General features: G+C 71.2%; 12 protein-coding genes and 2 tRNA genes. 2 read left to right on the top strand and 12 right to left on the bottom strand.

Annotated elements, in window-relative coordinates; translation table 11 throughout:
* Nucleotides 1–137: 137 nt before the first annotated feature.
* Entirely contained in the window at nt 138–551 is a 414-nt protein-coding gene (locus tag AC2H4J_RS21425) for a PH domain-containing protein (protein ID WP_487466938.1), read from the top strand.
* Here AC2H4J_RS21425 and AC2H4J_RS21420 read toward each other — a convergent pair.
* From AC2H4J_RS21420 to gyrB, 8 genes are all read right to left on the bottom strand, one after another.
* The gene (locus tag AC2H4J_RS21420; protein WP_487466937.1) at nt 548–1,306 is read right to left on the bottom strand and encodes a rhomboid family intramembrane serine protease; all 759 of its coding nucleotides are present in this window, start codon (nt 1,304–1,306) and stop codon (nt 548–550) included. The genes AC2H4J_RS21425 and AC2H4J_RS21420 overlap by 4 nt on opposite strands.
* Before the next feature lie 149 nt (nt 1,307–1,455).
* Nucleotides 1,456–1,992: a peptidylprolyl isomerase gene (locus tag AC2H4J_RS21415; RefSeq protein WP_487466936.1), complete on the bottom strand. Its 537-nt coding sequence runs from the start codon at nt 1,990–1,992 to the stop codon at nt 1,456–1,458.
* A gap of 66 nt (nt 1,993–2,058) precedes the next feature.
* A tRNA-Ala gene (locus AC2H4J_RS21410) sits at nt 2,059–2,131 on the bottom strand.
* Between the two features lie 23 nt (nt 2,132–2,154).
* Nucleotides 2,155–2,298 (bottom strand): DLW-39 family protein, encoded by a 144-nt coding sequence (locus AC2H4J_RS21405; RefSeq protein WP_487466935.1) that lies wholly within the window; start codon nt 2,296–2,298, stop codon nt 2,155–2,157.
* A 70-nt stretch (nt 2,299–2,368) separates the two neighbouring features.
* Nucleotides 2,369–2,442, bottom strand: a tRNA-Ile gene (locus AC2H4J_RS21400).
* A 166-nt stretch (nt 2,443–2,608) separates the two neighbouring features.
* Nucleotides 2,609–3,313 carry a DUF3566 domain-containing protein gene (locus AC2H4J_RS21395; RefSeq protein ID WP_487466934.1) on the bottom strand — a complete coding sequence of 235 codons (705 nt, stop codon included), beginning with the start codon at nt 3,311–3,313 and terminating at the stop codon, nt 2,609–2,611.
* A 52-nt stretch (nt 3,314–3,365) separates the two neighbouring features.
* The gene (gyrA, locus tag AC2H4J_RS21390) at nt 3,366–7,094 is read right to left on the bottom strand and encodes an intein-containing DNA gyrase subunit A (RefSeq protein WP_487466933.1); all 3,729 of its coding nucleotides are present in this window, start codon (nt 7,092–7,094) and stop codon (nt 3,366–3,368) included.
* A gap of 51 nt (nt 7,095–7,145) precedes the next feature.
* Entirely contained in the window at nt 7,146–9,176 is a 2,031-nt protein-coding gene (gyrB, locus tag AC2H4J_RS21385; RefSeq protein WP_487466932.1) for a DNA topoisomerase (ATP-hydrolyzing) subunit B, read from the bottom strand.
* A gap of 276 nt (nt 9,177–9,452) precedes the next feature.
* On the opposite strand from gyrB, the gene AC2H4J_RS21380 reads away from it, so the two are divergent.
* A complete protein-coding gene (locus AC2H4J_RS21380) occupies nt 9,453–10,946 on the top strand; it encodes an SDR family oxidoreductase (RefSeq protein ID WP_487466931.1) in 1,494 nt (497 codons plus the stop codon).
* Here AC2H4J_RS21380 and AC2H4J_RS21375 read toward each other — a convergent pair.
* The 4 genes from AC2H4J_RS21375 to gnd form a co-directional block, all read right to left on the bottom strand.
* On the bottom strand, nt 10,940–11,722 hold the full coding sequence (locus AC2H4J_RS21375) for a hypothetical protein (protein ID WP_487466930.1): 783 nt from the start codon (nt 11,720–11,722) through the stop codon (nt 10,940–10,942). The two genes, AC2H4J_RS21380 and AC2H4J_RS21375, sit on opposite strands and share 7 nt — an antisense overlap.
* A 27-nt stretch (nt 11,723–11,749) precedes the next feature.
* Nucleotides 11,750–12,250, bottom strand: coding sequence for a DciA family protein (locus tag AC2H4J_RS21370; RefSeq protein WP_487466929.1), 501 nt, complete (start codon nt 12,248–12,250; stop codon nt 11,750–11,752).
* Complete coding sequence (recF, locus tag AC2H4J_RS21365; RefSeq protein WP_487466928.1) at nt 12,247–13,428, bottom strand: DNA replication/repair protein RecF; 1,182 nt, start codon at nt 13,426–13,428, stop codon at nt 12,247–12,249. The genes AC2H4J_RS21370 and recF overlap by 4 nt, the downstream gene beginning before the upstream one ends.
* 93 nt (nt 13,429–13,521) lie before the next feature.
* Complete coding sequence (gene gnd, locus AC2H4J_RS21360; protein WP_487466927.1) at nt 13,522–14,457, bottom strand: phosphogluconate dehydrogenase (NAD(+)-dependent, decarboxylating); 936 nt, start codon at nt 14,455–14,457, stop codon at nt 13,522–13,524.
* Nucleotides 14,458–14,510: the final 53 nt, after the last annotated feature.

Genomic DNA, 14,510 nt, shown 5'->3' with positions numbered 1-14,510 from the left:
GGCAGTCGACCGACGCCTTGCCGGGACCGCTCCTGCCCGTCCTGACCTGGAGGTACACGCGTGCCGGTGACCCAGCGGAAGCGGCTCGCGACGGATCGGTCGGTCACTTTCCGGATCCCGCCTGGGAGGCTGGGGACATGCAGTGGTCTCCGCGCCCGGGTGAGACCGTGGCCCTGGTCGTCGTCGCCCTCGGCCTCGTGCTGGCCGTGGTCGTGCTCGACACCCCCGGCCGATTGCTCGTCGGCGCAGGAGCGCTGCTGTTGCTGGCCCTGGGCGCGCGCGACGTCGTCGCGAGGCCGCGGCTGACCGCGGACGGCGACGGGGTCGACGTCCGCACCCTGGCCGGGCGACAGCACCTGCCGTGGCCGGGGCTCCGGGTGCGCGTACGGGACAGCCGTCGGCTGGGGATGCGCATCCGGACCCTCGAGCTGGACACGTCCGCCGGCCCGCACGACGACGGAGTTCTCGTGGTCCTCGGCCGGCGCGACCTGGGAGCCGATCCGGCAGAGGTAGCCCGGGCCTTGCAGGCCCTCGACCCCGCGGCGTCCTAGCGGCCGTAGACCACGATCGTCGGGGCCGTGACGATCACGACCACCAGGACGACGGCGAGCAGGACGAGTGCGGCGGCCTCCAGCTGCGGACGGCGCCGAGTGGCGATCAGGACCCCCGCGGTCGCGGCGCCGGCCACCAGGCCCCCCAGGTGCCCGAGCAGCGAGACCCCCGGCAGAAAACTGATGACCACGTTGATCGCCAGCAGCGTCAGCAGGCCGCGCAGGTCCTGCCGCCGGACGATCATCAGCACGCCGAGGCCACCGAGCAGGCCGTAGATGGCGGTGGAGGCGCCGGCGACCGGTTGCAGAGGGTTGCCGAACAACTGGATCGATGCAGCGCCACCGAGCGCTGACAGCAGGTAGAGCGCGAGGAAGCGCCAGCGCCCCAGCTGCCGCTCCAGCTCCGAGCCGAAGACCAGCACCGCCAGCATGTTCAGAGCCAGGTGGACCGGTCCGATGTGCAGGAACGCCGCGGTGAGCGCACGCCACCACTCACCACTGCTGACCGCGACCGGGAACTGGTCCAGCCGGGCGAACAAGGTGGAGAGGTTGTTGTCGAGCGGCGAGAAGCCCTCGACGGCTGCCACCAGCGCGGTGGCGACGAACATCGCGAGGTTGATCGCGATCAGGGTGAGGGTGACCGCGCCCCATCGGCGCCCCGCCGCCTGCAAGCCGCCGCCACGCACGCGGCGGACCGAGGCGTTGCCCTCCCGGACACACTCCGGGCACTGGAACCCGACCGAGGCAGGGATCATGCACTCGGGGCAGATCGGTCGGCCGCACCGGGCGCAGGCGATGCCGGTGGGCCGGTCCGGGTGGCGGTAGCAGCACAAGGACCCCGTCCCCCCCACCCCTCGCTCACTCGGGGCGGGCCCCTGGACGGGGCCTTCGCCGGCGTTTGGCGTCAGCTGCGCTGCACCTCGACGGACTCGATCACGACGTCGTCCACCGGCTTGTCGTTGCGCCCGGTGGTCACCTTGGCGATCGCATCGACGACGTCGCGGCCGGCCTGGTCGGCGACCTCACCGAAGATCGTGTGCTTGCGGTTGAGGTGCGGCGTGGGACCGACGGTGATGAAGAACTGCGACCCGTTGGTGCCGGGGCCTGCGTTGGCCATGGCCAGCAGGTACGGGCGGTCGAAGGCCAGCTCGGGGTGGAACTCGTCGCCGAACTGGTAGCCCGGGCCACCGAAGCCCTGACCGAGCGGGTCGCCGCCCTGGATCATGAACCCGTCGATGATGCGGTGGAAGATCGTCCCGTTGTACAGGGGGTCCGTCGTCTTCTCACGCGTGGCCGGGTGGGTCCACTCGCGGCGGCCCTCGGCCAGGTCCGCGAAGTTGGCGACCGTCTTGGGAGCGTGGTCCGGGAAGAGGTCGACGGTGATGTCGCCGTGGTTGGTGTGCAGCACCGCGCGCCGGGCGGGGGAGGTCGATTCAGTCACCCCTCCACTCTGCCACCGTTCGGCGGAGCGGGGCCGACCCGGTCCCGGAGGAGGGTGGTCAGTGGGTGGAGACGAGGGGAATCGAACCCCTAACCCCCGCCTTGCAAAGGCGGTGCTCTGCCAATTGAGCTACGTCCCCGGAGGGTGGGTCTGTCGGGCGGCTCAGCGGGCCGACGGGGTGCTGACCGCCTGCGGGCCGCGGGTGGCCTCGTGCCAGAGGTCCGCCTCGACCTTGCCGCCGGCGCGCTTGCGGATCGCCGCCACGGCCCCGGCCGCGACTGCGGCCAGCATCAGCTTCTTGAGCACGCGGAGTACCTCCTCGGGCGATCGGTGCGCGGCTGCCGGTGCTCGCGCGCCCGACAGCCTGGCACACGGGTGGGCCTGGGAGGACTTGAACCTCCGGCCTCATCCTTATCAGGGATGCGCTCTAACCAACTGAGCTACAGGCCCGTGAACCGGAGGCAACTCTACCTGGCCAGGTGATCGCCCTTGAGGGAGGGGGGAGCCGACTCGACGACGGAACCGCGGGTCCGCGCAGGCGTGGCATGACGCGCTCACCGCAGCCAGGGAACGGCTCCTGGCCGCGGTGCGGTCCGGAGGACCGCAATGTCATAGCCTAGTCGCGCTCCGAAAGCGTGAGCTCCAGGCCGCCGACGAGGTCGGAGCAGAGGTTGTAGATGAACGTGCCGACGGTGCACAGCGCCGTCATGAGCACAACGTTGATGGCCCCGATGACCGCCGCGCCCCAGAACACCAGACCCGGGGTGATGACGTCACCGCCACTCTTGGGGCCCGACGAGGAGCCGAGCTGCCCGAAGAGGTCGTTGAGGGTGTCGAAGACGCCGAGGGCGCTGAGCACGCCGTAGAGCACTGCGACGGCGACCATCCAGATGAAGAACAGCGCGATCGACAGGACCAACGAGATCTTCAGGGCCGACCAGGTGTCGATGTGCCTCAGCTGCAGGCGCGCCCGACGCGGACCGCGGCTCTTCGCAGCACCCCGGCCTCGGCCGCGCGCCGGGGTGGTCGCCTCGGACGCGGCGGCGCCGGTGGCCGCTCCGGCCGCGGAGCTGCCCGTCGCCGGGGGAACCGGGGGCGCGCCGGGAGGGCCGCCCGCCGGCTGCGCCGGCGTCCCGGACCCCGAGGTGCCGGTGTCGGCGGGGCCCTGCGCCCGCTGCGACCCCGTCGTGGGGATCGACTGGGTGGCAGAGGCCGGCGCGGGCGCCCCCGGAGTGGCGGTCTCCGTCGGCGCTGCTGAGTCTCCGGCGCTGTCCCCGGTGCGGAACCCGGTGCGCACCGAACTCGGCGTCCGGTCGCTCATGCCAGTCTCCCGTTCCCCTGCGGCACGGGCCGCGTCGTCGTTAGCCGTCACATTAGGCGTCGGGCTCGTCGTTGTCCGTCGTACGGGCGATTGCCACGATCGACACGTCCTCGGGCAAGTTCATGAGCTTGACACCCATGGTGGCCCGATCCTTGTTGTGCCGCACCCCGTTGACCGGCGTGCGGATCACCCCGCCGCTGGAGGTGATGGCGTAGAGCTCGTCGCCCAGGGTCACGGCCAGCGCACCGACCAGGGCACCCTTGCGCGCCTTCGGGTCGGCGGTCAGGACGCCCTTGCCGCCGCGGCCCTGCGCCGGGTAGTTCTCGATCCCGGTCCGCTTGGCGAATCCGCGCTCGGTCGCGACGAGGACGTCCACCCCCTCCTCGACGACCATCATCGAGAGCAGCCGGTCGTCGTCGGACAGCGAGATGCCTCGCACGCCCTCGGTCGCGCGTCCCATCGGCCGCAGGGCGGTGTCGTCGGCGGTGAAGCGGATGGACATCGCCTTCTGGGTGACCAGGAGCAGGTCCTGCTCGGGGTCGATCAGCACGGCGCCGACCAGCTCGTCGCCGTCCCGCAGGTTGATCGCGATGACGCCGCCCTGGCGGGGGGAGTCGAAGTCGGTCAGCCGGGTCTTCTTCACCTGCCCGCGCGCAGTGGCCAGCGCCAGGTACGGGGCGACCGAGTAGTCCTTGATCTGCATGACCTGGGCGATCTTCTCGTCCGGCTGGAACGCGAGGATGTTCGCCACGTGCTGGCCGCGCGCGGTGCGGTTGGCCTCGGGCAGTTCGTAGGCCTTGGAGCGGTAGACCCGCCCCTTGTTGGTGAAGAAGAGGATCCAGTCGTGGGTCGACCCCACGAAGAAGTGGTCGACGATGTCGTCCTGCTTCAGCTGGGCACCCATCACGCCCTTGCCGCCGCGGCGCTGCGACCGGTAGAGGTCGCTCTTCGTCCGCTTCGCGTAGCCGGTGCGGGTGATGGTGACGACGACCTCCTCCTCCGCGATGAGGTCCTCCATCGAGACGTCGCCCTCGTTGGCCACGAACTGGGTGCGCCGGTCGTCGCCGTACTTCTCGACGATTTCGGTGAGCTCGTCGCGAACGATCTGCCGTTGCCGCTCCGGTGAGGCGAGGATCGCCTCGAGGTCGGCGATGCGGGCCTCGATCTCGGCCAGCTCGTCCATGATCCGCTGGCGCTCGAGGGCGGCCAGCCGGCGCAGCTGGAGGTCGAGGATGGCGACGGCCTGGATCTCGTCGACGTCCAGGAGCTCCATCAGGCCGGTGCGGGCGGCGTCGGCGGACTCGCTGCTGCGGATGAGCGCGATGACGGCGTCGAGCTGGTCGAGGGCCTTGGCGTAGCCGCGCAGGATGTGCGCGCGCTCCTCGGCCTTGCGCAGGCGGTACCGGGTACGCCGCTGGATGACCTCGATCTGGTGGTGCACCCAGTTCCGGACCAGCTCGTCGAGGCGCAGCGTGCGCGGGACGCCGTCGACGATCGAGAGCATGTTGCAGCCGAACGACGTCTGCAGCTGGGTGTGCTTGTAGAGGTTGTTCAGCACGACCTTGGCGACGGCGTCGCGGCGCAGCGTGATGACCAGCCGGCGGCCGACACGGTCGCTGGACTCGTCGGCGATCTCGCTGATGCCCTGGAGGCGGCCCTCCTTGACGCCCTCGGCGATCGCCTCGGCGAGGTTGTCCGGGTTGACCTGGTACGGCAGTTCGGTGACGACCAGCTGCACCCGGCCGCGGGAGTCCTCCTCCACGGTGACGACGGCGCGCATGCGCACCGAGCCCCGGCCGGTGCGGTAGGCGTCCTCGATGCCTTCGCGGCCGACGATGAGGCCGTGGGTCGGGAAGTCGGGGCCCTTGATCCTCGCCATGCACGCGGTCAGGGCCTCCTCGGCCTCGGCCTCCGGGTGGTCGAGCATCCAGAAGACGGCCTCGGCCACCTCGCGCAGGTTGTGCGGGGGCATGTTCGTCGCCATGCCGACCGCGATGCCGGCGGAGCCGTTGACCAGCAGGTTCGGGATCCGCGCGGGCAGGACGACCGGCTCCTGGGTGCGGCCGTCGTAGTTGCCCTGGAAGTCGACGGTCTCCTCGTCGATGCCGGCGAGCATCTCCATCGCCAGCGGGGTGAGCCGGCACTCGGTGTTGTGGCTGACGAAGCCGTTCGTGATGAAGGCGTGGTCGTCGGTCTCCACCTTCAGGGAGAAGACGGGCGCCCTGCCGGCGTCCTCGACGGACGCAACCTCGGCGTAGTGGAAGCGGCCGTCGACGAGCGGCGCCACGACTGCGAGGGCCTCGGCGTTGGTGACGTTGGCCTCGATGACCTCGCGGTCGCGTTCCCACCGCTCGATACGGTCGATGTTGTGCCGGCGCAGCCAGTCGCGCTCGGTGAAACGGCCGGCGCCCGTGGCTCGCAGGAAGTCGGCGACGTAGGGCACGTGGTCCGCCGACATCGCGGTGCTCTCCGCGGGCACCTGGGCAAGCTCCGTCTCGAGCTTGGCCTGCTTGCGCATCAGGAAACCGACACGCGCGGCGAACAACCTGGCATCGCGCCGGTTGCTGACGACCACCTTGATCTCCCCGTTGTCGTACCGGCACAGCCGGGACACCACGCCGAACTCGAGCAGCAGCTGCTGCACCTCGCGCGCCAGGCGATCACTCCGCGTGGAGTAGCTGACCTGGATCGTGTTGCGCGGCAGCAGAGACGACGAACCGTCACCCTCGAACAGCGCCTGCAGGAAGAGCCGGCGGGTGCCGGTGGTCGAAGTCCAGACGAACGCCGGCACCTGCTTGCGGGCACTGCGCTGGGCGACCATCTCGCCCAGGTCGGTGCGCATCAGGGCGGCCATGTTCCGAATCCGGATCCGGGACAACGTCTTCCCGGATGGCATGACCTCAGACGACAACGTGCGAGGGCCGCCAACGTGCCGGTCGTAGGCCACCACGACAGCGTCGAAGAAGTCCTTGTCCGAGTTGGCGAATTCGGCAGCCCCTGCCGAGACGTACCCCTCGCTCACGAAGGCGCCGGCCAGCAGGGCGGCATCGGCGTCACCGGTCGAGGGGACGTCGATCTCTTCGCGGGGCGTCCGCTGTAGGACGACGCGGTCGGCGGGCCGGATCTCGTCGAGCAACTTCCAGAGGAGCGTCGGGACACCCAGCACGCTGACCAGGCAGAGCACAGGGTGGTTGCCAGTGGCGGTCAGCGCATAGCCACCGGTGGTGGTGAGCGTCTTCACCGGGTGGGTGCCGGAGTGGAAGATCGTGCTGGCGAGCACCGGGTCGCCGTTGCGGTCGAGCACCTTCAGTCCGAGCTCGCGCTCGCTGTTCGGCGCCATGCCTGCAGCGAGCTCGCCCATCGGCACCGTTCCGTCGACGGTGCGGATCAATGCGTCGGCCGTCACACAGTACCGCATGGCGGCCGCCGGGTCGTTGCCTGGCGAGCCGAAGTTCCCCTGGCCGTCGATCAGCGGGTAGCGCATCGACCACGGCTGGGCGAGCCGGACGAGGGCGTCGTAGATCGCCGAGTCGCCGTGGGGGTGGTAGTTGCCCATGACCTCGGCGACCGGGCGGGCGCACTTCACGTACCCGCGGTCGGGGCGGAAGCCCTGGTCGTACATCGCGAACAGGACCCGGCGGTGCACCGGCTTGAGGCCGTCGCGGACCTCCGGCAGGGCGCGGCCCACGATGACGCTCATCGCGTAGTCGATGTAGCTGCGCTGCATCTCCTGCTGGAGGTCGACCGCCTCGACGCGGTCGCGGCTCGGTGTCTCGGTCACAGGTCAGTTCTCCGGGTGTTGATGGGCGAGCAGGGCGGGCGGCCGATCGACTCAGACGTCGAGGAAGCGGACGTCCTTCGCGTTGCGCGTGATGAAACTGCGGCGGGCCTCGACGTCCTCACCCATGAGGATGCTGAAGATCTCGTCCGCGGCGGCCGCGTCATCCAGGGTCACCTGGCGCAGGATCCGGGTCTCGGGGTTCATCGTGGTCTCCCACAGCTCACTGGCGTTCATCTCGCCGAGCCCCTTGAACCGCTGGATCATCTCGTCCTTGATCTTGCGGCCACCCTCGACGCCGGCCTTGATGACCGCGTCGCGCTCCTTGTCGCTGTAGGCGTAGTCGTCGCCCACCTTGCCGCCCCACTTGATCTTGTACAGCGGGGGCTTGGCCAGGTACACGTACTGGCCCTCGACCAGCGGCCGCATGAAGCGGAACAGCAGCGTCAGCAGCAGCGTGCTGATGTGCTGGCCGTCGACGTCGGCGTCGGCCATCAGGACGATCTTGTGATAGCGCAGCTTGGTGATGTCGAACTCGTCGTGGATCCCGGTGCCGAAGGCGGTGATCATCGACTGGACCTCGGTGTTCTTCAGCACCCGGTCGATGCGCGCCTTCTCGACGTTGATGATCTTGCCGCGGATGGGCAGGATCGCCTGGTACATCGAGTCGCGGCCGGACTTGGCCGAGCCGCCGGCCGAGTCACCCTCGACGATGTAGACCTCGGAGTTGCGCGGGTCGGTGGACCGGCAGTCGGCCAGCTTGCCCGGCAGCCCGCTGACCGAGAGCAGGCTCTTGCGGGCGAGTTTGCGGGCGTCCTGCGCGGCGCGGCGGGCCCGGGCGGCCGAGGCGGCCTTGGTGATGATCGTCTTCGCGTCGGTCGGGTTCGCCTCGAACCAGTGGCCGATCTGCTCGTTGCAGACCCGCTGCACGAAGCCCTTGACCTCGGTGTTGCCGAGCTTGGTCTTCGTCTGGCCCTCGAACTGCGGGTCGCCCAGCTTGACCGAGATGATGGCGGCCAGACCCTCGCGGATGTCGTCGCCGGTGAGCTTGTCGTCCTTCTCCTTGAGGATCTTCTTGTCCACGGCGTACCGGTTCACGATCGAGGTCAGCGCCGCGCGGAAGCCCTCCTCGTGAGTGCCGCCCTCGTGGGTGTTGATCACGTTCGCGAAGGTGTGCACCGACTCGGAGTAGGCGTCGGACCACTGCATGGCGACGTCGACCGACATCCGCATGTCGTTCTTGCCGAGGCCCTCGGCGGAGAAGCCGATGACCTTCTTGTGGATCGGGGTCTTGCGCCGGTTCAGGTGGGCGACGAAGTCGACCAGGCCGCCGTCGTACTTGTAGGTGATCTCGGTCGGCTCGAACGCCTGCTCGTCGGCCTCCACCGGTGCGGCGTGGACGGCGAGGGACTCCTCGCCCACCCCGGTCTCCGCCTTGCCGTGCCCGGGCCGCTCGTCGCGCAGGACGATCGTCAGGCCCGCGTTCAGGAACGCCATCTCCTGCAGGCGGCGGTTGATCGTGTCGAACGAGTAGTCGGTCGTCTCGAAGATGTCGCCGTCGGCCCAGAAGGTGATCGCGGTGCCCTGCTTCTTGGTCGGGCCCACCTTCACCAGGGGCTCCGGCTTGGCCAGGTCGTAGCGCTGGAACCACTCGGTGCCGTCCCGCCAGACGTTCACCTCGAGCCGCTTCGACAGCGCGTTGACGACGGTGACGCCGACGCCGTGCAGACCACCGGAGACGCCGTAGCTCTTGCCGTCGAACTTCCCGCCCGCGTGCAGGACGGTCATGATCACCTCGATGGTGGGCCGCTTCTCCACCGGGTGCATGTCGACCGGGATGCCACGGCCGTTGTCCTCGACCCGGACACCGCCGTCGGCCAGCAGCGTCACGCGGACGGTGTCGCAGAAGCCGGCCAGCGCCTCGTCGACCGAGTTGTCCACGACCTCCCACACCATGTGGTGCAGGCCTCGCTCGCCGGTGGAGCCGATGTACATACCGGGGCGCTTGCGGACCGCCTCGAGCCCCTCGAGGACGGTGATGGAGCTGCCGGAGTAGGCGTTCTCGGTCTTCGGTCGAGCGACCACGTGGGGCCTTTCGTTCGCGCAATCGGCGCCAGCCAGCCCCCTCGGCGTTCCGGGGCGGATGGGCGCAGAACGGCACTGAGCCGGTTGCTGGCGGTTTCTGCTGTCCACGATACCGGGTGGGGTGACAGGAATGCCGCCGTCCACGGGCCTGACGGACTTTCTGGGCCACTTTCGCCACGTCCGCCACCACCGATGCTGCCCGGGGGGTCGACACGCCGTCCTCGGGGCTCTGGTCGCCCCCGAGCGCGGCTCAGGCGCGCACCGGACACTCGAGGCATGCGGACCTGTCTCGTCACCGGCGCAACGGGCTACATCGGCGGGCGGCTGGTCCCGGAACTCCTGGGGGCCGGGCACCGGGTGCGCGTGATGACCCGCAGTCCCGAGCGACTGCGCGACCACCCCTGGGCCGGGGACGTCGAGGTGATGCGTGCCGACGCCACGTCCCCCGGCGAGGTCGCGGCCGCCTGCACCGGCGTGGACGTCGTCTACTACCTGATCCACGCGCTCGGCAGCGGGCCCGCGTTCGAGGCGACGGACCGGCGGACGGCGCACGTCATGGCCCACGCCGCCAAGGAGGCCGGCGTCGGCCGGCTGGTCTACCTCGGTGCCCTGGTGCCCGCCGAGGAGGAGCTCTCGCCGCACCTGCGGTCGCGGACCGAGGTCGCCGAGATCCTGCTCGCCTCCCGCGTGCCGACAGCGGTGCTGCGGGCCGCCATCGTGCTCGGCTCCGGATCAGCCTCGTTCGAGATGCTGCGGTACCTCACCGAGCGCCTGCCGGTGATGGTGACACCCCGGTGGGTGCACAGCCGCATCCAGCCGATCGCCGTCCGGGACGTGCTGCGGTACCTCGTCGGCTGCGCGGACCTCCCGCCGTCGGTCTCGCGGTGCTTCGACATCGGCGGCCCCGACGTCATGAGCTATGCCGAGATGATGCAGCGCTACGCGGCGGTCGCCGGCCTGCCGCGGCGGCGCATCCTGCCGGTGCCGCTGTTCACCCCGTCGCTGTCCAGCCACTGGGTGGGCCTGGTGACGCCGGTGCCGGCGGGGATCGCCCGGCCCTTGGTGGAGTCGCTGCGCAACACCGTCGTCTGCGGCGAGCACGACATCGCGGGCTTCGTGCCGGATCCACCGGAGGGTCTCCTCGGCTTCGACGACGCGGTCCGGCTGGCGCTGGAGCGGGTGCGCGACTCCGCCGTGGCCACGCGCTGGGCGTCCGCGTCGGTCCCGGGCGCGCCGTCCGGCCCGTTGCCGACCGATCCCGCGTGGGCGGGCGGCAGCCTCTACCTCGACGAGCGGACCCGGGCCACCACCGCGGCACCGGACCAGGTCTGGCGGGTGGTCGAGGGCATCGGTGGCGACAACGGCTGGTACTCGTTCCCGCTCGCCTGGACGGTCCGCGGCTGGCTCGACCGGCTGGCCGGGGGAGTCGGGCTGCGCCGGGGGCGCCGGGACCCGCATCGGCTCTTCGTCGGTGACGCGCTGGACTTCTGGCGGGTCGAGGAGCGCGACCCGGGCCGGCTCCTCCGGCTGCGGGCGGAGATGCGGCTGCCCGGGCTGGCCTGGCTGGAGTTCCACGTGGAACACGACAGCGCCGAGAGCGGGCCGGGGACCACCGTGCTCCGCCAGCGCGCCACCTTCGCCCCCCACGGGCTGGCCGGGCACCTCTACTGGTGGGCGATCGCCGGCTTCCACGGCATCGTGTTCGGCGGGATGGTGCGGGGCGTCGTCCGCGCGGCCGAGGCGGCCGACGCCCCGGCGGCCGATCAGTAACCCGCCGCCAGCGTCCCCACGAGCGCTGTCAGCAACCGGACGTGGTGCTCGATGAGCAGGGGGCGGTGACCGTCGGGCCGGATGGCGGCGAGATGCCCGGCGCCGGTCCAGAACTCGTCGCCGTCGTCGGTGCCCAGCAAGAGTCCCTGCACCGCCGGGTCCTGCACGAGCCGGCGCACCTGCGGCCCGTCCTCACCGGCGAGCAGCAGCCAGCGGGCGTCGAACGCCTCGTTCCCGCTCGGCACGGGGACGAGGCCACCGGTCCGGTGCCGCCAGAAGCGGGCCGGCGACAGGCGCAGCCCCGGGACGGCGCCGAGCAACGGGGCCGCCGTCACCGCGTACTTCGGGACGACGGAGCGTCCGAGCGGGTAGACGATGTCGAAGGCGACGACCTCCAGGGTGCCCGCGCGGCCACGCAGCACGCTGGCGGGGCGGGCCTCCTTGCCCGGTCGCACCGGGGCGGATGCGACGAGGTCCCGCAGCACGGCGTCCTGCGGGCTCTCGCCGTCGGAGATGGTCCAGCCGTGCTGCAGCGCCCAGCCCTGGGCTCCGACGAGGTCGGTCTCGACGGTGAACGCGCGCTGAAGCTGATCGGGGCCAGGTACCACGGTGTCGGGACGCGGGGCCCTTTCCGGCTCCGCGGGTGGCAGATCCCAGCCGGCCGGCTGCCACGGGGACGACCCGGCCGGTTCGGAGCCCGCGCCGCCACCGAGGTGCTCGGGCTCCCGCCAGCCGCTGCCCGAGTCGTCGTCGTCGCGGTCGTTGCGTCCGCTCATCGCCGTCCGCCCATGCCGTGGTCCTCCTCAGCCGTAGGTGTCGCGCGGTCCCCGGCCGCGCACCGTGCGCGGGCCCTTCTTCCAGTTCGGCGCCGTCGGACCGACAACGCGCAACCGGGTCACGACGTCCCCGCCCACCTGGGCGCGCAGCTTGCCGAGGATCGTCGGAGCCAGCAGCCGCAGTTGGGTGGCCCACGCCGTGGACTCCGCAACCACCAGCAACTCGCCCTCGGTCAGGGTCTGCGGGGCACAGTGCGCGGCGATCTCCGGCCCGACGAGTGTCGACCACCGGCCGAACACCGCGCCGACCCGGGTCCGCTCCGACCAGTCCTGCTCGGTGACCAGGGAGTCGACGAGCCGGCCCAGCGGCTGGGGGTCGTCGGCGCCGGGACCGGCGCCGGTCCACTTCCGACGTGGCCCGGCGATCCGCCGCCGGGTCGGCTGGGGACGGGCGGCGGACGCGGCCCGGGCCGCCTCGAGGGCGGCGCGGGCGATGTCGCTGGGCCGGCCCGGCCGCTCGTCGTTCACTGCGCCTCCACCTCGACGGCCGCCTCCACCGCTTCCTTCACCACGACCGCGATGCCGTCACCGACCTCGACCCGGACGCCCCGCAGTTCGGCGGGCACGTCGTCGACCACGGCGGCGGTGATCAGGGTCTGCTCGGCGGACCGGGCGACCGAGGCCAGCGCCGCCCGACGCTGCGCGTCCAGGGTCGCGAAGACGTCGTCCAGGATCAGGATGGGGTCCTCGCCGTCGGCCCTCAAGAGGGCGAAGGTCGCGAGTTTCAGGGCGAGCGCCAGCGACCAGCTCTCCCCGTGGCTGGCATAGCCCTTGGCCGGCGCCGGGCCGAGGTGGATCACGAGGTCGTCGCGGTGGGGGCCGACCAGGGTCATGCCCCGGTCCAGCTCGTCGGTGCGCCGTTCGGCGACCCGATCGCGCATCGCGGCGGTCAGGTCTGCGGCGGTCGGCAGCGTCGCCCCCGGTGTCAGCGCCGTCCCGTCACCGGCCAGCGGCACGGTGGAGGAGTAACCGAGACCCGCGGGGACGGCGTCGCTGCCGGCCACGTCCGAGTAGGCGCGCGTCATGTGCGGGGCGAGGTCGGCGACCAGCTGCAGCCGCGCCGCGAGCAGCTGGCCACCCACGTCGGTGAGGTGGCCGTCCCAGACGTCGAGGGTCTCGATCGCCTTGCCCCGCGCCAGCCGGGCGGTCTTCAGCAGGGCGTTGCGCTGCTTGAGCACGCGGTCGTAGTCGGCCCGGACGCCGGCCAGCCGGGGGGTGCGGGTGACCAGCAGCTCGTCGAGGAAGCGCCGGCGCTCGGTCGGGTCGCCGCGCACGAGAGCGAGATCCTCGGGGGCGAACAGCACCGTGCGGACGACGCCCAGCAGCTCGCGCGGCCGCGGCAGCGGGCCCCGGTTGATCTGCACCCGGTTCGCCCGCCCGGGGTTGATCTCGATCTCGACCAGCAGCTCGCGGTCGCCCCGGCGCAGGGCCGCCCGCACCACCGCCTGCGCGTCGCCGTGCCGGACCAGCGGCGCGTCGGAGGACACCCGGTGACTGCCCATCGTGGCGAGGTACCCGACCGCCTCCACCAGGTTGGTCTTGCCCTCGCCGTTGCGGCCGACGAACACCGTGGGCCCGGGGCCGAGCGCCAGATCGACCCGTTCCCAGCTGCGGAACGAGCCGAGCTGCAGGTGCCGGACGTACATACCCTCAGCTCTCTGGCGCTCGCGTTCCGGGACGGCCACCCTTCAGGGTCCCGTGCCGAGCCTGCGAGGCGTGGGGGGAAGGGTGAGCCTTTCTCAGGCGGGCTTCTCGGCCTCCTGCGCCCGGACGGCGTGCACGGCGTGCCCACCGAACTGGTTGCGCAGCGCCGCGACCGCCTTCATGGTCGGGGAGTCGTCCTGGCGGGAGGCGAACCGCGCGAACAGCGAGGCCGAGATGGCCGGCATCGGGACGGCGTTCTCGATCGCCTGCTCGACGGTCCAGCGCCCCTCGCCCGAGTCCTCGGCGTAGCCGGTGATCTGGTCGAGGTTCGGGTCCTCGTCCAACGCCCGCACCAGGAGGTCGAGCAGCCAGGAGCGGATGACCGTGCCCTGGGTCCAGGACTTGATCACGCCGGGCACGTCCTCGACCAGGTCGACGGCGGTGAGCAGCTCGTAGCCCTCGCCGTAGGCCTGCATCATCGCGTACTCGATGCCGTTGTGGACCATCTTGGAGAAGTGGCCGGCGCCCACCGGGCCGGCGTGCACGAAGCCGGCGTCACCGGTGTGCTCCTGGCCGGACTCGTCGACCTGCACCGGCGGCTTGAGCGCGTCGAAGATGGGCTGCACCTTGGCGACGTCGTCCTTGGTGCCGCCGACCATCAGGGCGTAGCCGTTCTCCAGGCCCCAGACGCCGCCGGAGACGCCTGCGTCGATGTAGCCGATGCCCTTCTCGCGCAGCATCACGTCGTGCAGCTGGTCGTCGGTGAACTTGGAGTTGCCGCCGTCGACGACGACGTCGCCCTCGCTCAGGAGCTCCCCCAGCTGCTTGACGGTCTCCCGCGTCGGTTCGCCGGACGGGACCATCACCCAGACGACCCGGGGTGCCTGGAGCGCTTCGACAAGGGCCTCGAGGCTGTCCACGTCCCGCTTGCCCGGCGAGTGGTCGAACCCGACGACCTCGTGACCCGCGCGGCGGATCCGCTCGGACATGTTGCCGCCCATCTTGCCCAGACCGATCAGCCCCAGCTGCACGATGTCGTCCCCTCTCAGCGCTTCTGCGATTCGGTGTTCATCGTGCCCTGTGC

The sequence above is a fragment of the Blastococcus sp. OS1-29 genome (assembly GCF_057628075.1).
The sequence above is the reverse complement of the archived record's forward strand: the minus strand, read 5'-3'. Positions and strand labels throughout refer to the sequence as shown.